This window comes from Terrirubrum flagellatum (assembly GCF_022059845.1).
Taxonomy (GTDB): Bacteria; Pseudomonadota; Alphaproteobacteria; order Rhizobiales; family Beijerinckiaceae; genus Terrirubrum; species Terrirubrum flagellatum.
Window position 1 is genome coordinate 3,977,051 of record NZ_CP091851.1, and the last position, 17,962, is coordinate 3,995,012.

The 17,962-nt window shown below is 64.6% G+C and carries 16 protein-coding genes; 5 read left to right on the plus strand and 11 right to left on the minus strand.

Annotation, left to right across the window (positions count from 1 at the left end):
- Nucleotides 1–15 precede the first annotated feature (15 nt).
- The 5 genes from L8F45_RS19140 to L8F45_RS19160 all read right to left on the minus strand — a co-directional run bounded on the left by L8F45_RS19140 (nt 16) and on the right by L8F45_RS19160 (nt 6,286).
- Nucleotides 16–1,527 carry an ABC transporter substrate-binding protein gene (locus L8F45_RS19140; RefSeq protein WP_342359454.1) on the minus strand — a complete coding sequence of 504 codons (1,512 nt, stop codon included), beginning with the start codon at nt 1,525–1,527 and terminating at the stop codon, nt 16–18.
- Between the two features lie 46 nt (nt 1,528–1,573).
- On the minus strand, nt 1,574–2,647 hold the full coding sequence (locus L8F45_RS19145) for an ABC transporter ATP-binding protein (RefSeq protein ID WP_342359455.1): 1,074 nt from the start codon (nt 2,645–2,647) through the stop codon (nt 1,574–1,576).
- The gene (locus L8F45_RS19150; protein WP_342363503.1) at nt 2,644–3,633 is read right to left on the minus strand and encodes an ABC transporter ATP-binding protein; all 990 of its coding nucleotides are present in this window, start codon (nt 3,631–3,633) and stop codon (nt 2,644–2,646) included. Before L8F45_RS19150 ends, L8F45_RS19145 begins: the two co-directional genes overlap by 4 nt.
- A complete protein-coding gene (locus L8F45_RS19155; RefSeq protein WP_342359456.1) occupies nt 3,630–4,343 on the minus strand; it encodes a DUF1028 domain-containing protein in 714 nt (237 codons plus the stop codon). Before L8F45_RS19155 ends, L8F45_RS19150 begins: the two co-directional genes overlap by 4 nt.
- A gap of 143 nt (nt 4,344–4,486) precedes the next feature.
- Nucleotides 4,487–6,286: a gamma-glutamyltransferase family protein gene (locus L8F45_RS19160; protein WP_342359457.1), complete on the minus strand. Its 1,800-nt coding sequence runs from the start codon at nt 6,284–6,286 to the stop codon at nt 4,487–4,489.
- Between the two features lie 225 nt (nt 6,287–6,511).
- Here L8F45_RS19160 and L8F45_RS19165 point away from each other — a divergent pair, with 225 nt between their 5' ends.
- Together L8F45_RS19165 and L8F45_RS19170 are read left to right on the plus strand one after the other, a co-directional pair.
- A complete protein-coding gene (locus L8F45_RS19165; protein WP_342359458.1) occupies nt 6,512–7,249 on the plus strand; it encodes an AzlC family ABC transporter permease in 738 nt (245 codons plus the stop codon).
- The gene (locus tag L8F45_RS19170; RefSeq protein WP_342359459.1) at nt 7,246–7,572 is read left to right on the plus strand and encodes an AzlD family protein; all 327 of its coding nucleotides are present in this window, start codon (nt 7,246–7,248) and stop codon (nt 7,570–7,572) included. Before L8F45_RS19165 ends, L8F45_RS19170 begins: the two co-directional genes overlap by 4 nt.
- A 3-nt stretch (nt 7,573–7,575) precedes the next feature.
- Here the strand turns inward: L8F45_RS19170 and L8F45_RS19175 are convergent, their stop codons facing one another.
- The 5 genes from L8F45_RS19175 to L8F45_RS19195 all read right to left on the minus strand — a co-directional run bounded on the left by L8F45_RS19175 (nt 7,576) and on the right by L8F45_RS19195 (nt 11,778).
- Complete coding sequence (locus L8F45_RS19175; RefSeq protein ID WP_342363504.1) at nt 7,576–7,950, minus strand: arsenate-mycothiol transferase ArsC; 375 nt, start codon at nt 7,948–7,950, stop codon at nt 7,576–7,578.
- Between the two features lie 76 nt (nt 7,951–8,026).
- Nucleotides 8,027–8,506, minus strand: a complete 480-nt coding sequence (locus L8F45_RS19180; protein ID WP_342359460.1) for a UPF0262 family protein — start codon at nt 8,504–8,506, stop codon at nt 8,027–8,029.
- The gene (gene hisD / locus L8F45_RS19185; RefSeq protein ID WP_342359461.1) at nt 8,507–9,808 is read right to left on the minus strand and encodes a histidinol dehydrogenase; all 1,302 of its coding nucleotides are present in this window, start codon (nt 9,806–9,808) and stop codon (nt 8,507–8,509) included.
- 1 nt (nt 9,809) lies between these two features.
- Nucleotides 9,810–10,193, minus strand: a complete 384-nt coding sequence (locus L8F45_RS19190) for a DUF2948 family protein (RefSeq protein WP_342359462.1) — start codon at nt 10,191–10,193, stop codon at nt 9,810–9,812.
- A 67-nt stretch (nt 10,194–10,260) separates the two neighbouring features.
- Complete coding sequence (locus tag L8F45_RS19195; RefSeq protein ID WP_342359463.1) at nt 10,261–11,778, minus strand: YifB family Mg chelatase-like AAA ATPase; 1,518 nt, start codon at nt 11,776–11,778, stop codon at nt 10,261–10,263.
- Here L8F45_RS19195 and L8F45_RS19200 point away from each other — a divergent pair.
- Complete coding sequence (locus L8F45_RS19200; protein WP_342359464.1) at nt 11,771–12,265, plus strand: CopG family ribbon-helix-helix protein; 495 nt, start codon at nt 11,771–11,773, stop codon at nt 12,263–12,265. The two genes, L8F45_RS19195 and L8F45_RS19200, sit on opposite strands and share 8 nt — an antisense overlap.
- Nucleotides 12,240–12,515 carry a type II toxin-antitoxin system RelE/ParE family toxin gene (locus L8F45_RS19205; RefSeq protein WP_342359465.1) on the plus strand — a complete coding sequence of 92 codons (276 nt, stop codon included), beginning with the start codon at nt 12,240–12,242 and terminating at the stop codon, nt 12,513–12,515. Before L8F45_RS19200 ends, L8F45_RS19205 begins: the two co-directional genes overlap by 26 nt.
- 13 nt (nt 12,516–12,528) lie before the next feature.
- Here the strand turns inward: L8F45_RS19205 and L8F45_RS19210 are convergent, their stop codons facing one another.
- Nucleotides 12,529–14,811 (minus strand): NADP-dependent malic enzyme, encoded by a 2,283-nt coding sequence (locus L8F45_RS19210; protein ID WP_342359466.1) that lies wholly within the window; start codon nt 14,809–14,811, stop codon nt 12,529–12,531.
- A 255-nt stretch (nt 14,812–15,066) separates the two neighbouring features.
- Between L8F45_RS19210 and mutS the strand changes: the two genes are divergently transcribed.
- Nucleotides 15,067–17,778, plus strand: coding sequence for a DNA mismatch repair protein MutS (mutS, locus tag L8F45_RS19215; RefSeq protein ID WP_342359467.1), 2,712 nt, complete (start codon nt 15,067–15,069; stop codon nt 17,776–17,778).
- Nucleotides 17,779–17,962 lie beyond the last annotated feature (184 nt).

Below are 17,962 nucleotides of genomic sequence, written 5' to 3' on the forward strand. Positions count from 1 at the left end.
TCTACTCTTTCGACGTCAGCTCTTGAACTTCAGCCCGACAACGCGAACGAGCCCGTCCGAGATCGGCTTGAAGCCTTCAAGACGCGCGCTGTAGGTGATGATGTTCTGGACGTGATAGAGGTAGATGATGCCGCCTTCGGTCGTCAGCTTCTTCACGATCTTGCCATAGACGGCCTTGCGATCCGGCACGCTTGACTTGAGGCGCGCCTCGTCAAGCGCCGCATCGACCTCCGGATCGGAGTAAGCGCTGTAATTGTTCGGTTGGCCGGTCTTGGCGAAGGTGTAGATATTGCCGTCGGGATCGGTGCGACCCGACCATCCGATAAGATAGCCCTGATAGCGGCCCGCTTCCGCCTCGTTCAACGAGGTCGCGAATTCAGTCACCCTGATCTTCATGTCGAATCCGGCTTCCGCCGTCATCGCCTGAAGAATCTCGGCGACCTGCCGCGTCTCAGGGTTGTTCGGCGTCATGAGATCAATCGCGATCGGCGTCGACACGCCGGACTCTGCGATCAGCTTCTTGGCGCGCGCGAGATCGCGCGCCGGAACCGGAACGCTTTCCTGATAATAGGGGTGCTTCGGACTGACCCACTGATTGCCCGGCACGAATTCGCCGTTGAACACGACATCGTTGAGCGCCTTGCGATCGATCGCCAGCGACAACGCTTCGCGAATGCGCTTGTCGGCGAAGACTTTCGAAGCGTCACCCTTGCCGACGTTGAGGTTGAGGCTGCGATAGCCGAGCTCGAGCGCGGTCGCGACCTTCAGCTTGGGATCAGCGCGCATATCCTTGAGATCGGTCGCCAGCGGGCGCTCGATCAGGTCAAGCTGGCCGGCGCGCAGATTGGCGAGGCGCACGGTCGAATCGGTAACCGGCAAATAGGTGATCTTGTCGATAAAGACATTCGCCTTGTTCCAGTAGTCGGCGAACTTCTCGACCACGATGCGATCCTGCTGCACGCGCTCGACGAACTTGTAGGGGCCGGCGCATACCGGCTTCAAGCCAAACTTGTCGCCCGCCTCCTTCGCCGCCTTCGGCGACACCATCATGCCGGCGCGATCGGTGAGCTGCGCGATCAGCGGCGAGAACGGCGCCTTGAGAACAAGCTTGATGGTGAGAGGATCGACGACCTCCACTTTCTCGATCGAGGACACTTCCGGCTTGCGGAACGAGCCCTGCATATTCATGTGCCGCTCAAGCGAGAACTTCGCGGCTTCGGCGTCGAAGGCCTCTCCGTCATGGAATTTCACGCCGGGGCGGAGCTTGATCAGCACCTGCTTGCCATCGTCCGACGTCTCGCTCGAGAGCGCGAGCTGCGGCACGACGTTGAGCTTCTCATCGATGTCAAACAGCTTGTCGCAGATCGATGCGAAGACGATGCGGCCGACGTAAGTGCGCGCCAGCGATGGATCAAGCACATCAGGATCTTCCGCAAGGCCGATGCGCAAATGCGTCTGCGCCGATGCGGACAAGGCGCCTGCCGTCAGCGCGAAAACTGCGAATGCGGCGCGGGCGAGATGTTTCATGACCGTCTCCCTCATCCAGACTTGTTCGTTCTCAAGCCAGCAATTCTCATGCCTCGACAGAGGCCGAACGCGCGCCGAAGCGCGCGATCAGATCGGCGACGCGCGGATCGATCTGCTCTTCAAGCGGTGTCAGCCGCCCAGCCGGCGGCAACTCCTCGGCGCGATGGCAAGCCGCGAGATGCGCATCGGCGATCGAACGCAGCAGCGGACGTTCGACGCGGCAGCGATCAATCACATGCGGACAGCGCGCGTGGAGATGACAACCGGGCGGCGGATTGATCGGGCTCGGCACGTCGCCCTGCAATATCTGGCGGTTGCGGCTTGCAGATGGCGACGGAACGGGAATCGCGGACAACAGCGCGCGCGTATAGGGATGGCGCGGATTGTCGAACAGTTCATCGCCTGACGTCGTCTCGACGATACGGCCGAGATACATCACGGCGACGCGATCGGCGATATGCTTCACGACAGCGAGGTCATGCGAAATGAAGACGAGCGCGAGGCCAAGCTGACGCTGGAGATCGCGCAGGAGATTGAGAATCTGCGCGCGAATCGAGACGTCGAGCGCCGAGACCGCTTCATCGCAGACGATCAGCTTCGGCTCGCTCGCCAGCGCGCGCGCGATCACTACGCGCTGGCGCTGGCCGCCGGAGAATTCATGGGGATAGCGCGCCGCCTGCTCGGGCTTCAAGCCAACGCGCTGCAACAACTCCTCGACGCGCGCACGGCGCCCGCTGGCGGGAACAAGACCATGCAGCATCAAAGGCTCCGCGACCGCGTCATAGACGGTCATGCGCGGATTGAGCGATGCGAACGGGTCCTGAAAAATGAGCTGCATATGCCGACGCAGCGCGCGCATCGCGCCGCCGGATAACTGGAAAATATCCTGTCCCTCGAACGTCACCTTGCCGTCGGTTGGCTCGAGAAGGCGCAGCAGCAGGCGGCCAACCGTCGATTTGCCGCAGCCGGATTCACCGACGAGCGCCAGCGTCTCACCCGCCGCGACTTCGAGATCGACGCCATCAACCGCCTTCACCATCGCCAGCGGACGCCCGATAGCCGAACGCTTCGCGACGAAGTGCTTGACCAGATTCTCGGCGCGCAGCAGCGGCTCGCTCATGCGACGAGCCTTTCCAGCGGCGCCTTCCAGCAGCGCGACATGCGGCCGGGCGAAGGCTCGACCATCGGCGGCGGATTGGCGCGGCAGTTCGCATCGGCGAAGGCGCAGCGCGCGGCGAAGCGGCAGCCTTGCGGCGGCCGGCTCATATCGGGCACAGCGCCTTCGATCGCCGCCAGCCGCTCCTTGCGCACATCAAGGCGCGGCAGCGAGCCCATGAGGCCGATCGTGTAGGGATGCTGGGGAAAGCGGAAAAGCTCGGCGACCGGCGCGCGCTCCACGATCTCGCCGGCATACATCACGATCACATCATCGCACACTTCGGCGACGACGCCGAGATCATGGGTGATGAGAATGATCGCCGCGCCGGATTCCTCACGCAACGCGCGCATCAGATCGAGAATCTGCGCCTGAATGGTGACGTCGAGCGCAGTCGTCGGCTCGTCCGCGATCAGCAATTCGGGATCGCAGGCGAGCGCCATGGCGATCATCGCGCGCTGACGCATGCCTCCGGACAGGCGATGCGGATATTCGTGGAAACGCTGTTCGGGATTGGGAATGCGCACGCGGCGCAGCATCTCGATGGCGCGCTCTTCCGCCTGTTTCGCATTCGCCTTGCGATGGCGCCTGTAACCTTCGGTGATCTGGTCGCCGATGGTGAAGGACGGGTTGAGCGACGTCATCGGCTCCTGAAAGATCATGGCGATGCGATTGCCGCGCAGATCGCGCAACTCGTCCTCGGATATCTTCCGGAGATCCTTTCCCTCGAACAGGATCTCGCCTTCGATTTCGGCGGACGCTTTCGGCAGAAGCCCCATCACCGAGAGCGAGGTCACGCTCTTGCCGCAGCCGGATTCGCCGACAACGCCGAGCGTGCGGCCGCGACGCGCCTGAAAACTGATTCCATCGACGGCGCGCGTGCGCCTGCCATCATGCGCGCGAAAGCCAATCTTCAAATCGCGCACATCGAGCAGGGGCGCATCCATCAGCCGCGGCCTTTTTCCATGGAGATGGCGATCTGACGCTCGATCTCGGCGCGATCGATGATTCCCGCCGGATTGTCCTTGCTCGGCATGAATTTGCGATAATGCATGAAGCGCCGCCAGCTTTCCTCTTCAAGGCGCGTGAGTTCGGCGAGTGGATCGACATGATCGTCGACGCGAAGATCGACGCGCGGATATTCCTGTTCGTCATGAATACGGATCGCCGCGGACTGCTTGCCGCGCTTGTCGCCGCCTGCCGCTTCGCCTGCTTTCAGCGCCGCGAGAAATCGGCGCGCGAGATCAAGATGTTTGTTGGCCTCGAACGCTTTCGCGGTCTCATCGATCACGGCTGGGCCGGCAAGCATATTGCCGGCGACGGAGAAATCCTCGCGGATGAGATGGCCGCACCAGTCGACGCAATTCGCGCCGGTGTAAGCCGCCGAACGTCCCTTCCTATCCATCACATGCATCTGGCGTTCGCCGCGGCCCTCATCATTCGACGTGACGACGCGGATGACATCCTCGGCCGACGCGCCGGCGCGCAGCAATTCAAGCCCGCGATAGCCGTAATATGGATTGACGAAAGCCTGCGTCGCAATCGCGCCGACGCCGGTCGCGACGAAGGGAACGCGCGCGCCGACGGCGAAGGCGCAGGTCGAGACGGCGACCCCGATTTGCCCTGTGACGCGATCCCGCGCGACAATCGACCAGGTCATTTGAACGCCCCGCCAAACTCGTTCCGATTGGAACCAATGTGGCCGGAGACGGACCGTCTGTCACCCCGCATTTTGCGGTCAGGCATGCCAGCCGATCACATTTCCTCTAGTTATGATCCGCCCATGCGGCGGACGACGCGCCGTCAGCGTCCGACGGCGTAGCCCTGCATGCCACGCGGGTTCGCAGCGGCCTTGAGCAGAGCGCCATCGCGCGCCGCAGCGACGAGGCGTCCTTCCGACCAGTCGGGACCCACCTCAACCTTGTGGCCGCGGCGCCTGAGCTCCTCGATCGTCGCCTTGGGAAAGCGGCCTTCGAGCACGATCACGCCGGGTCTGGCCATGCGCGGCCAGAAGGAGGTGGGGAAATGTTCGGTGTGCCAGGCCGGCGCATCGATCGCCTCCTGCAGATTCATTCGAGCATGGACGTGGCGCAGGAACATCTGCGGGATCCATTGATCCTGCTGGTCGCCACCGGGCGATCCCCAGGCGAGATAGGCTTCGCCGTCACGCAGCGCCATGGTCGGTGAAAGCGTCGTGCGCGGACGGCGGCCTTTGCCGAGCGCGGCAGGATGAGATTCGTCGAGCACGAACATCTGCGCGCGCGTTCCGAGGCAGAAGCCGAGTTCGGGAATCACGGGCGAGGATTGCAGCCAGCCGCCTGACGGCGTCGCCGCGATCATGTTGCCGTGACGATCGATGATGTCGAAATGCACGGTGTCGCCGCGCGTTTCGCCAAGGCGCCCAACGGTCGGTTCGCCGACGCCGGTCGCCGACACCGCCGAGCGCGCGCCTTCCGCGACGCGCAGGCCGAAAGATTTGCCGCGGCCGGGAATAATGCCAGGGCGCTGATCCATGGAGGCCGTCTCGCCAATCAGCTTGCGGCGCTCGTCATTGTAAGCGTCCGACAGAAGCGTATCGAGCGGCACGTCGACGAAATCAGGGTCGCCGAGGAATGTGTCGCGATCGGCAAAGGCGAGCTTCGCCGCCTCTGTGACGAGATGGACGAAATCCGGCCCGCGAACATCGACGCCGTCGAGATTGAATCCCTTGAGCAGCGCGAGCTGCTGCAGCGTCGCGATGCCCTGGCACCAGCCGCCCGGCTTCATCACGGTGTAGCGGCCATAGTCGTAGGACGCCGGCGCTTCGACCGTCGCCTGCCACTTCGCCATGTCGTCGCCATTCAGCACGCCGCGATGACGGCGGCCGGAGGAATCCATCACCTCCTGCTCGCGACAGAAGCGGGCGATGGCTTCCGCAACGAAGCCTTGCGACCAGACTTTTCGCGCCTTCTCGATCTGCGCCTCGCGCCCCTCGACAGATTCAGCTTCCTTCAGAATCCGCTCATAGGTCGCAGCCAGCGTCGGGTTCGAGAAGACAGAGCCCGGCGCCGGCGGCTTGCCGCCGGGCAAATAGAGCGCGGCGGATGTCGGCCAGTGATCGCGGAACAGGCCGGCGACCGTTTCGATCGTCGCGGTGATGCGCTCGACGACGGGATAGCCATGGCGGGCATAGGAGATCGCGGGCTCGAGAACGTCGCGCACCCGCAGCGTGCCATAGTCGCGCAGCAGCAGCATCCAGGCGTCGAAGGTGCCGGGCACGCAAGTCGCGAGAAGGCCGGTTCCCGGAATGAGATCGAGACCGAGTTCGCGGCAATGGCCGATGGTCAGCCCATTAGGCGCGATCCCCTGCCCGCAGATCACCTCGACCTTGCCCTTGCGCACGTCACGCACAAGCACTGGCACGTCGCCGCCGGGGCCGTTCAGGTGCGGCTCGACCACCTGAAGCGTGAAGGCGGTGGCGACGCCGGCGTCGAAGGCGTTGCCGCCGCGCTCCAGCACGCCCATCCCGACCGCCGAGGCGATCCAGTGAGTCGAGGCGACCACGCCGAAAGTCCCCTGGATTTCGGGGCGCGTGGTGAAAGGGGCGGGATTGACGAAAGACATGGGCGCGGGACCGCTCGAAAGGAGGCCGGACCATGCGCGCGTCGTGCGCAGGGGTAAACAGGCAAGACCCACGCGCCACGCATGCCGCCTTCCCGCGCCGACGCATGGGCGCTCAGCCGCCCGGCTGCTATGCGCCGCTCAACCGCTGCGGCGCATCGAACCATTCATGCTCTTTCATTCCGTTGATTCATGTGGCGCGCCGCCTGCGCGCGCGAGCGACATTCAATGAGCGTCGCACAAGCCGACAGCCCCAGCGGCGGCGCCATCGCCGCCACGCTCGCCGGCTTCCGTCACGGCGTCGCGCTCACGCTGCCGCTTCTGCCGGGCTGCTTCTTTTTCGGCGCGGCGTTCGGCGCGCTGGCGGCGCAGAAGGGGCTCAGCCTGATGGAGGCGACGCTGTTCAGCGGGCTGACCTTCGCCGGCGCCTCGCAGTTCGCCGCGATGGAAGCCTGGTCCGATCACCGGACTTTGATCGGCGTGCTGACGCTCAGCGTCATCGTCGGCATCGTCAATCTCAGATTCGTGCTGATGGGCGCATCGCTGCGTCCCTGGCTCGCGCCGCTGCCGCAGGGCTTCGTCTATTCGCAATTTTTCGTGCTCACCGACATCAACTATGTCGTGGCGAGCCGCTATCGCAGCGAAAGCGGCGCAGATGCGGGCGTGATCTTCGGCTCCGGCGTCGCGCTGTGGATTATCTGGACGCTCTCGGCCGTACCCGGTTACCTCCTCGGCGCGCTGGTGAGCGATCCCAGGACCTATGCGATCGATCTCATCATGCCGATCATGTTCGGCATGATGACAGTGTCGCTCTGGCGGTCGCATCGCGACACGCGCAACTGGTTGATCGCTGGCGCCGTCGCGCTCGTGATGTCGAAACTGATCCCCGGCCAGTGGCACATCATCGGCGGCGCGATCGCGGGCATGCTTTCCGCCGCCTTCCTCGACAGGGACGAAGCGAAATGAGCGCGCTCGACAGCATCGGCGTCACGCCGGCGGCGCTGATCGCGATCCTCGCCGCAACGCTCGTCACCTATCTCTGCCGCATCGGCGGCTATTGGGCGATGGGTTTTGTGACGCCATCGCCGCGCATCGAACGCGCGCTCGCCGCGCTCCCCGGTTCGATCGTCGCAGCGATCGTTCTGCCCGCGATCGCGCAGACCGGCCTTGTCGCAGCTATCGCGATCGTGATCGCGCTCGCAATCAAGCTTGTTGCGCGCAACGACATGCTGGCGCTCTGCGCCGGCGTCGCAACCGCGATCGCGCTGCGCGCGATGGGCGTGTCCTGATCTTCAGGACTTCAAGCGCTTCAGGATGCGCGTGGTGAGCATGTCGCGCACGTCGCGATAGGCGTCGAGACGCTGGGCGCGCGTGCCTTCGATAATGGTGGGATCAGGCGTCGGCCAGTATTCGACATCAGCCGCGATGTGGCGCGTGAGATCAAGCGCCTTGTGATGCGCGTCGGGGCTCAGGCTGATGATCAGATCGAAATTCAGCCCTTCCCACTCTTCGAGCTCTTCGATTGTGCGCGGCCTGTGCTTGGCGGCGTTGACGCCCATCTCATCAAGCGCCTCGACCGCGAGCGGATCGAGATCGCCCTTGTGGACGCCCGCCGACTGCACATAGATCGACTTGCCGAAATAATGCCGCGCGATGGCTTCAGCCATGGGCGAACGCACCGCGTTGTAGGAACAGGCGAACAGCACCGCCTGAAGTTTGCGGGCGGCGGCGGCCTCGCCCACTTCAGCCTTTCCAGTGCAGCGCGGCGACCAGCGTGAAAAGGCGGCGCGCCGTGTCGTTGTCGATCTCGATCTTGCCGGCGAGTCGCTCGGCCAGAATTCCGGCGGCCTCGTTGTGCAGGCCGCGGCGGCCCATGTCGATCGCCTCGATCTGACTCGGCGTCTGCGTGCGGATCGCGGCGTAATAGCTGTCGCAGATCATGAAATAATCACGCACCACGCGCCGCAACGGGGTCAGCGACAGGATGTGCGTCATCACGGCGTCGCCGCTCTCCGTCTTCACTTCGAAGGACAGCTTCCCCGAAGCGAGCGAAAGATTCAGACAGTAGGGGCCGCCATCATGATCGATCGGATGAAAATGATTCTCCTCGATCAGGTCATAGATGGCGACGGCGCGCTCATGCTCCTGATCGGGATTACTGGTGGCGAGCGAATCCGCGTCGAGCGTCACGGACACCAGTCGACGGGCGGAGTCGCGCTTCATCTATCCCCGCGCCGCGTTCGATCTGATCGCGACGGAACTCGCATGCGCCCGCAACGATTCCGCCTCGCCAAGCGCGATCGCGGCCGGCGCCAGCGCGGCCAGCGACTCCGCCGTGCAGGCGAGCAGCGATGTGCGCTTCATGAAATCGAGCACGTTGAGGCCCGAAGAGAAGCGCGCCGAACGCGCCGTGGGCAGCACATGGTTTGAGCCGCCGACATAATCGCCAATCGCTTCCGGCGTGTGATGGCCGAGGAAGATCGCGCCGACATTGCGGATTTTCGCTGCGAGCGCTTCGGGATCGCGCGTCATGATTTCGAGATGCTCGGGCGCGAGGCGATCGGCCAGCGCGATCGCTTCATCGAGCGCGCCAATTGCGATGATCGCGCCGAAATCGCGCCAGCTTGCGCCGGCGATCTCGGCGCGCGGCAGCGCCGCAAGCTGCGCGGCGAGCGCGCCTTCCGTCCGCTGCGCTATCTCAGGCGAGGTCGTGATCAGGATCGATTGCGAGGCCGCATCATGTTCGGCCTGCGCGAGAAGATCAGCCGCGATCCAGTCGGGATTGGCGCTGTCGTCCGCGATGATCACCACTTCGGACGGCCCGGCGATCATGTCGATGCCGACCTGTCCGAACACGCGGCGCTTCGCAGCGGCCACGAACGCATTGCCGGGGCCGACAATCTTCGCGACGGGCCTGATCGTCGCGGTGCCATAGGCCAACGCCGCGACCGCCTGCGCGCCACCGATGCGATAGATCTCGTCGACGCCAGCAAGATCGGCGGCGGCGAGCACCAACGGATTGAGTCTGCCGTCCGGCGATGGAACCACCATCGCGACGCGCGGAACGCCGGCGACCTTCGCCGGGATTGCATTCATCAGCACAGAGGAGGGATAGCTCGCGGTGCCGCCGGGAACGTAGAGGCCAACAGCCTCGATCGCGGTCCAGCGCCAACCGAGCGAAACGCCAAGCGCATCAGTGAAACGCTCATCGCGCGGCTTCTGTCTGACATGATAAGCTTCGATACGGTCGCGCGCGAAGCGCAGCGCGTCGAGTGTCTTCGCGTCACACGAGGCGACCGCCGCTGTGATCTCCTCACGCGAGATGCGCATCGTGGACGGCGTGAGCGACAGACGATCGAAGCGCTGCGTCGCGTCGATCACCGCCTGATCGCCGCGCGCGATCACATCCTCGATCAGTCCCCGCGCGGCCGCATCGACATCCTCGGAAACTTCGCGCTTCGCCGCCAGCAATTCGCGAAAGCGCGCTTCGAAATCCGCAGCGCGCGCGTCGAGACGAAGCGCCATGTCAGTCCTGGGACGCCGGAACGAGATCGCGCATGCTGGCGTCGATGCATTCGACGGAGAGACGCACCGCAGCGCCGCCGTCAAACAGCAATGTGACGAAGCCGGAAGGGGTCTCGCCCGCCTCGAAGCCGAGACCAATCAGCTTCAGAGGCGCCGCTTCGCCCTGCGGCATGCGCAGCCGCTGCGCCGCAGTGACGAAATTGAAATGCAGCCCGCAGGCGCGATCAGCGCCGCCGCCGACATGATCACGCCGCTGGCAGACGAGCGCGAAGCGGCGCTCCTTGGGCTGCCACGCCATGTCGGACGCGATCAGCGCCGCATCCTGGAGATGGGCTGACATCACACACAGATCTTCGGCGTCGAAAGCGAGAAGTTTCAGGTCCATGGCGAGCGGCGTCTATCTCAAAGCCCCGTGTAACGGCGGCTCGCCCGGGAGGCAACGGAGGAGCCGGTCAGGCGGTGGCGCGATAGGCCAGAGCCTCGGCCAGATGCACGCGGCCGACCTTCTCCTCGCCATCGAGATCGGCCAGCGTCCGCGCCACCTTGAGCACGCGATGATAGCCGCGCGCCGTGAGCTTCATGGTCTCGGCGGCGCTGCGCATGAGGGAAGCGCCGGAACTGTCCGGCTTCGCCACCTCCTCGATCAGGGTCGGCGGGCAGGCTGCGTTGGTCGAGGCGCCGGAGAGGCCGGCCCTCTCATAGCGCGCGGCCTGTCGGATGCGGGCGGACGCGACCCGCTTCGCGGTTTCCACCGAGCCTTCCGCCGGGGCCGGGAGCACGAGATCGGCCGCCGTCACGGCGGGCACCTCGATCGAGAGATCGATGCGATCGAGCAAAGGGCCTGAAATCCTGGCCTGATATTGCGCCGCGCATTTGTCGTTCGGCGCGCGCTTGCAGGCGAAGCCGGGGTCCATCGCCTTGCCGCAACGGCAGGGATTCATCGCCGCCACAAGCTGAAACCGCGCGGGATAGGTGACGCGATGATTGGCGCGCGAAATCGCGACTTCGCCGGTCTCCAGCGGCTGGCGCAAGCTGTCGAGCACCTGTGGCTGGAATTCCGGCAGCTCATCGAGAAACAGCACGCCGTGATGGGCGAGCGAGACCTCGCCGGGTTTCGCATGCAGCCCACCGCCGACCAGCGCCGCCATCGAGGCCGAATGATGGGGACTGCGAAAAGGCCTGCGATCGGTCAGCGCGCCGTCGGCGAGAGCGCCGGCGACCGACTGCACCATCGAGATTTCAAGCAGTTCGGCTGGATTGAGCGGCGGCAGAATGGAGGGAAGCCGCGCCGCCAGCATGGATTTTCCCGCGCCGGGCGGCCCGTTCATCAACAGATTATGCCCGCCGGCCGCGGCGATCTCGAGCGCGCGCTTGGCGCTCTCCTGCCCCTTCACATCACGTAGATCTGGGAGATCGGCGCCCGGCGCCATCATGCGCGGTTCGGGCCGGCCAAGCGCCTGCGTTCCCTTGAAATGATTGGCGAGCTGGATCAGCGAGCGCGGCGCCAGCACCTCGATGTCGCGCGAGGCCCAAGCGGCTTCCGGCCCGGTCGCCGCCGGACAGATCAGGCCGTGGCCGCGCCCGTTGGCGGCGATGGCGGCTGGCAGCACGCCGGCGACGGCGCTGATCGATCCATCGAGCGCGAGTTCCCCCAGCACGGTGTAGCCTGCGAGCGCGTCCGCCGGAATCGCGCCGATCGCAGCCATGACGCCGAGCGCGATCGGCAGATCGTAATGGCTGCCTTCCTTCGGCAGATCGGCCGGCGCGAGATTGACGGTGATGCGCTTGTTCGGAAGCGAGAGGCCTGACGCGATCAGCGCCGAGCGCACCCGCTCGCGGCTCTCGGCCACCGCCTTGTCGGCGAGGCCGACTACAATGAACAGCACCTTGCCGATCGACACCTGGACCTGGACGTCGACGGCGCGCGCCTCGATCCCTTCAAACGCCACCGTCGAAACGCGCGTGACCATCGCCGAAGCCGCCCTGCCCAAGGGAAAGGTAGCGGGCGCTCCGGCGACGTCAAGAACAATTCATGAACATGCAATTTCTGGTCGCGGCCAAAACGCGCCGCGCGTCGACTTGTTTACGCCAGAATCTGATGTATACATTTACAGCCTGAAAGGCTTCATCATGGCTAGCTCTGTTCTCTCCGTGCGTGTGTCGGACAAGCTGAAAGATCAGCTTGAATTTCTCAGCAACGCAACAAAGCGTTCCAAGGCTTATCTCGCCGCTGAAGCGCTCGAACAGTATGTGGCGCGCAACGCCTGGAAGGCGAAGGAACTTCAGGCGGCCATTGAGGAAGCGGACAAAGGTGTCTTCATCTCGCATGACGCGATAATCGAATGGGTCGATTCTCTTGGAACCGAACACGAACTCGCGCCGCCAGAACCGGACACGTTCCGCAAGCCAGCAATCTCTAAAGATCGTATGGTTGCGGGCGGCAAAACGCGATCTTGAGTCAATCGCCGCTTACCTGAAAAAGGTCGCGAGCAAATCCGTCTCCGACCGCGTGCTCAAACGCATTGCTCACAGCGCGTCGCTACTGCGAGATAAACCCTTTATTGGCAGAGCGTCGGAAAGCACTAACGGCGTGCATGAACTCCAGGTGCCGCAACTTCCCTACCTGCTCCCCTATCGCGTGAATGAGGGGCAAATAGAAATCCTGCGCGTCTTTCACGAAGCGCAGGATCGGCCTGAATCGTGGTGAAGGCGTAGCCGCCTCACCCGCCGACGTTGAAGGCTGCGAGCGCCGCCATGTTGACGAGGTCGGAATCCTTCGCACCGAGCGGCACCACCTGCACGGCGCGGTCGAGGCCGACGATGATCGGCCCGATCACCGTCGCGCCGCCGAGCTCCTGCAAGAGCTTCGTCGAGATCGACGCGGAGTGAAACGCCGGCATGATGAGCACATTCGCCGGACCCGTCAGACGACAGAACGGATATTGCGCCATCAGCTCGCGATTGAGCGCGACGTCGGCCGCCATGTCGCCATCATACTCGAAATCGACGCGCATCGAATCGAGAATGCGCACCGCTTCCTTGACCTTCTCCGAGCGCTCGCCCGGGGGATGACCGAAGGTCGAGAAGGCGAGCAGGCCGACGCGCGGATCATAACCCAGGCGCCGCGCGACGCCGGCGGCTTCAATCGCGATCTCGGCGATCTCTTTCGCCTCCGGCATTTCCGTGATCGCGGTGTCCGCGACCAGCACATTGCGGCCGCGCGCCAGCACCAGCGAGCAGCCGATGACGCGATGGCCGGGCTTGGCGTCGATCACGCGCCTCACCTCTTCGAGCGCGACGGAATAATTGCGCGTCGCGCCCGTCACCATGCCGTCGGCGTCGCCGAGCGCCACCATCGCTGCGGCGAAGGTGTTGCGGTCCTGATTGATCATGCGCTGGCAGTCGCGGAAGAGATAGCCGTGACGCTGCAGCCGTTCATAGAGGAACTGCGCATAGATGCTGTTGCGCTTCGAGAGCCGCGCATTGTGAATCTCAAGGCCCTTGATGCCGAGATCAACGCCGTTCGCCGCGGCCATCTCCCTGATGCGCTCGTCGCGACCGACAAGGATCGCGGTGCCCATGCCCTGATTGACGAAGGAGAGGGCGGCGCGCACCACCTGCTCTTCCTCGCCCTCCGCGAACACGATGCGCTTGGGATAGCGACGCACGCGCTCGATGATGCGATTGAGCGCGCCGGCGATCGGATCGCGCCGCGCCGAGAGATGCGCCTTATAGGCGGCCATATCCGCGATTGGCGCCTGCGCGACGCCCGTCTCCATGGCGGCCTTGGCCACAGCGCATGGAACCGTCGAAATCAAGCGCGGGTCGAACGGCACGGGAATGATGTAGTCGCGGCCGAAGCGTGGGCGCGCGCCCTGATAGGCGGCGGCGACTTCGTCCGGCACATCCTCCTGCGCGAGCTTCGCCAGCGCGCGCGCCGCAGCGACCTTCATCTCCATGTTGATCGCGGTCGCTCGCACGTCGAGCGCGCCGCGGAAGAGATAGGGAAAGCCCAGAACGTTGTTGACCTGGTTGGGATAGTCGGAACGTCCCGTCGCGACGATGGCGTCGTCGCGCACGGTCGCGACTTCTTCCGGCGTGATTTCAGGATCGGGATTGGCCATGGCGAAGACGATCGGGTCCTTCGCCATCGATTTGATCATCTCGGCGTTGAACGCGCCTTTCGCGGAAAGGCCAAACGCGATGTCGGCGCCTTTCAGCGCTTCGGCGAGCGTGCGTTTAGACGTCTTCACCGCATGCGCCGATTTCCACTGGTTCATGCCCTCAGTGCGGCCTTCGTAGATCACGCCTTTGGTGTCGACGAGGGTAAGATTCTCAGGTCGAAAGCCGATGGCGCGCAAGAGATCGAGACAGGCGATGCCAGCCGCGCCGGCGCCGTTGCAGACGAGAGTCGTCGTCTCCGGCTTGCGGCCCGTGAGTTCGAGCGCGTTCATGATGCCGGCGGCGGCGATGATCGCGGTGCCATGCTGGTCGTCATGGAAGACGGGAATATCGAGAAGCTCCTTCAGCCGCTCCTCGATGATGAAACATTCCGGCGCCTTGATATCTTCGAGATTGATGCCGCCGAATCCCTTGCCGAGATAGCGCACGCAATTGATGAAGGCGTCCGGATCTTCGGTGTCGACTTCGAGATCGATCGAATCGATGTCGGCGAAGCGCTTGAAGAGAACCGACTTGCCTTCCATCACCGGCTTCGCCGCCAACGCGCCGCGATTGCCGAGGCCGAGAATCGCCGTGCCATTGGTGATGACGGCGACCATGTTGCCCTTGGTCGTGTAGTCGAACGCCTTCAGCGGATCGTCGGCAATGGCGAGCACAGGAACGGCGACGCCGGGCGAATAGGCGAGCGAGAGATCGCGCTGCGTCGCCATCGGCTTGGTGGCGACCACTTCGAGCTTGCCGGGCCGACCCCGCGAATGAAAGTCGAGCGCTTCCTGGTCCGTGAAGGTCGGGCGCGTGCGACCCTTCGATTGTTCTGACATTTCTTATGTTTCCACCCCTAAGATCACGATGACCTTGGATGTTGTCCATCCAAGGTCATGAACGTGATCGATTCTTTGACCTTGGAGCGGGATTGACGCGAAAAACCGGCTTCCACTTTTTCGCATCCCGCTCCAGGGCGCGCACATTAGGGACCCGGCCCATGTCGCTCAAGGCTTGAATCTGGTGAATTGGCAGGCGCCTGACGCAGGGCGGGGGCTGTCACGCCGCAAGCCATGCTCTAGGGTCCGGCCCGCATGCTGAAACGAACCGCCGAGGACGAGAACGGAGCGGGCGCGGCCGAAAAGGTCACGCCCATGATGGCGCAATATCTGGAGATCAAGGCCGCCAATCCGGACTGCCTCCTGTTCTACCGGATGGGCGATTTCTACGAGCTGTTCTTCGAGGACGCCGAGATCGCCTCGCGCGCGCTCGGCATCGTTCTGACCAAGCGCGGCAAGCATCGCGGCGAAGACATCCGGATGTGCGGCGTGCCCGTCGAGCGCGCCAACGACTATCTCCAGCGGCTGATCGGCCTCGGCCATCGCGTCGCGGTCTGCGAGCAGATCGAGGACCCGGCGGAAGCGAAGAAGCGCGGCTCGAAATCGGTGGTGCGCCGCGACGTGGTGCGGCTCGTGACACCGGGCACCGTGACCGAGGAGGCGCTGCTCGATCCGTCACGCGCGAGCCTGCTCGTCGCGGTGGCGCGCACGCGCGCCGGCGAAAATCTCTGGAGCTATGGCCTCGCCGCCGTCGACATCACCACCGGCGCCTTTTCGCTGAGCGAGACGCAGCAGGCCGGCCTCGGCGCCGAACTCGCACGGCTCGACGCCAAGGAAATCGTCGTCCCGGATTCGATCTTCGATGACCCCGAACTGAAGGCGCTGTGGCGCGAGATTCGCGCCTCTGTGACGCCGATCCCGCGTGAGGGATTCGATGGCGCATCGGCCGAAAGGCGGCTGCTCGATTTCTATGGCGTCTCCACGCTCGACGGCTTCGGCCGCTTCTCCCGCGCGCAGATCGCCGCAGCCGCGGCTGCGATCGTCTATGTCGAGCGCACGCAGAAAGCTGCGCGGCCGGCGCTGTCGCCGCCGGGCGAATCCAGCGCCGAAAATGTGCTGCGCATCGACGCGGCGACGCGCGCCAATCTCGAACTCACGCGCACGCTGTCTGGTCAGCGCGAAGGTTCGCTGCTGGCCGCGATCGACCGCACGCTGACGCCGGGGGGCGGCCGTCTCATCGCCGAGCGACTCGCGGGCCCACTCACTGATCTCGCGCTTATCCATGCGCGCCAGGATTCGATCACCTTCTTCGTTGGCGATGCAAATTTGCGCGAGGAGACGCGGCGAAGATTGAAGGCGGCGCCAGACGGCGCGCGCGCCTTGTCCCGCATCGCGCTCGACCGCGGCGGCCCGCGCGATCTCGCCGCCATCCGCGACATGGTCGATGCGGCGCGCGACCTCGCCGACATCCTGTCGGACCGCATCGAGATTCCCGCTGAGATCAAGGCGGCCGCTAATGATCTGCGCGCACTTGACCCTGACATGGCCGGGCGGCTCGCCGCAGCGCTGCGCGATGAGCTGCCGCTGATGAAGCGCGATGGCGGCTTCGTGCGCGAAGGTTTCGAGCCGGCGCTCGATGAATTGCGCGATCTGCGCGACGAGAGTCGCCGCGTCATCGCCGCTTTGCAGGCGCGCCTCGCTGAGGAGACCGGCGTGCGCCAGTTGCGCATCAAGCATAATAATTTTCTCGGCTATTTCATCGAGGTTCCGCAAGCCGCCGGCGAGCAGTTCGCGCGGCCGCCGCTCAATGCGACCTTCATTCATCGCCAGACAATGCAGGGCGCGATGCGCTTCTCGACGACGGAGCTTGGCGAGCTCGAACAGAAGATCGCTTCAGCCGCCGATCGCGCCCTGTCGCTCGAACTCTCGATCTTCGGCGATCTCGCGAACATGGTTCTGCGCGAGGGCGACGCGATCAAGCGCGCAGCGCAGGCGCTCTGCGCGATCGATGTCGCCGCCGCGCTCGCTCATCTCGCCGATGATCTCGGCTGGACGCGGCCGCTCGTCGATGACAGCCGCGCCTTCGCGATCGCGGGCGGACGGCACCCGGTCGTCGAAGCCGCATTGCGCAAGGACGGCGAACCCTTCGTCGCCAATGATTCCGATTTGTCCTCGCCTTCAGGCGCTGATGGCGGCCGCATCCTGCTCGTCACCGGCCCGAACATGGCGGGTAAATCGACTTATCTCCGGCAGAACGCGCTGATCGCGGTGCTGGCGCAGATGGGCGCCTATGTCCCGGCGCGCGACGCGCGTCTCGGGGTGGTCGATCGGCTGTTCAGTCGTGTCGGCGCGGCCGATGATCTCGCGCGCGGGCGTTCGACCTTCATGGTCGAGATGATCGAGACGGCCGCCATCCTCAATCAGGCGACGGGCCGCTCGCTCGTCATCCTCGATGAAATCGGCCGCGGCACCGCGACTTTCGACGGCCTCTCCATCGCATGGGCGACGATCGAACATCTGCATGAGATCAATCGCTGCCGCGCTCTGTTCGCGACGCATTTTCATGAGCTGACGCAGCTTGCGAAGAAACTGCCGCGCATCGCCAACGCAACGATGCGCGTGACCGAATTCGAAGGCGACGTGGTGTTCCTGCATGAGGTGACGTCGGGCGCGGCCGACCGCTCCTACGGCATTCAGGTGGCGAAGCTGGCGGGGCTGCCGGCGAGCGTGGTCGAGCGCGCGCGCACCTTGTTGTCGGAGCTCGAAGCGACCGAGCGCGCGCGGCCGGTAAAGGATCTCATTGACGATCTGCCGCTATTCGCAGCGCAGGTCCGGCAGGTAGCGCCCGCGACGCCGGAGAAAAAGGACGAATTGCGCGAGGCGCTCACCGACGTTCATCCCGACGAGATGACGCCGCGCGAGGCGCTGGAGGCGCTGTATAAATTGAAGGGGTTGGCGGCGAAGTAAGCGCGTCATCCCGGGCGCGCTGCAACGCAAGGCGTTGCTGCGCAAACCCGGGATCTTTCGCGGGATGAGCCTCTATCGGCTTGAGGTCCCGGGTCTGCATCGCATCACCATAGGCTGCCTCTGGCGACCGTCTTCGACGCCAACGCATTCGCGTCGGCTATGGCGCTGCGATGCGCCCGGGATG

What these genes read in the sequence shown, in the direction of transcription:
- hisD (WP_342359461.1), bottom strand. Translation starts at nt 9,808, where the DNA reads ATGGCGCTTCGTCTCGACGCGCGCGCTGCGGATTTCGAAGCGCGCTTT.
- L8F45_RS19180 (WP_342359460.1), bottom strand. Translation starts at nt 8,506, where the DNA reads ATGAAGCGCGACTCCGCCCGTCGACTGGTGTCCGTGACGCTCGACGCG.
- L8F45_RS19145 (WP_342359455.1), bottom strand. Translation starts at nt 2,647, where the DNA reads ATGAGCGAGCCGCTGCTGCGCGCCGAGAATCTGGTCAAGCACTTCGTC.
- L8F45_RS19160 (WP_342359457.1), bottom strand. Translation starts at nt 6,286, where the DNA reads ATGTCTTTCGTCAATCCCGCCCCTTTCACCACGCGCCCCGAAATCCAG.
- L8F45_RS19210 (WP_342359466.1), bottom strand. Translation starts at nt 14,811, where the DNA reads ATGTCAGAACAATCGAAGGGTCGCACGCGCCCGACCTTCACGGACCAG.
- L8F45_RS19175 (WP_342363504.1), bottom strand. Translation starts at nt 7,950, where the DNA reads ATGGCTGAAGCCATCGCGCGGCATTATTTCGGCAAGTCGATCTATGTG.
- L8F45_RS19165 (WP_342359458.1), top strand. Translation starts at nt 6,512, where the DNA reads ATGAGCGTCGCACAAGCCGACAGCCCCAGCGGCGGCGCCATCGCCGCC.
- L8F45_RS19155 (WP_342359456.1), bottom strand. Translation starts at nt 4,343, where the DNA reads ATGACCTGGTCGATTGTCGCGCGGGATCGCGTCACAGGGCAAATCGGG.
- L8F45_RS19140 (WP_342359454.1), bottom strand. Translation starts at nt 1,527, where the DNA reads ATGAAACATCTCGCCCGCGCCGCATTCGCAGTTTTCGCGCTGACGGCA.
- L8F45_RS19190 (WP_342359462.1), bottom strand. Translation starts at nt 10,193, where the DNA reads ATGGACCTGAAACTTCTCGCTTTCGACGCCGAAGATCTGTGTGTGATG.
- L8F45_RS19195 (WP_342359463.1), bottom strand. Translation starts at nt 11,778, where the DNA reads ATGGTCACGCGCGTTTCGACGGTGGCGTTTGAAGGGATCGAGGCGCGC.
- L8F45_RS19170 (WP_342359459.1), top strand. Translation starts at nt 7,246, where the DNA reads ATGAGCGCGCTCGACAGCATCGGCGTCACGCCGGCGGCGCTGATCGCG.
- mutS (WP_342359467.1), top strand. Translation starts at nt 15,067, where the DNA reads ATGCTGAAACGAACCGCCGAGGACGAGAACGGAGCGGGCGCGGCCGAA.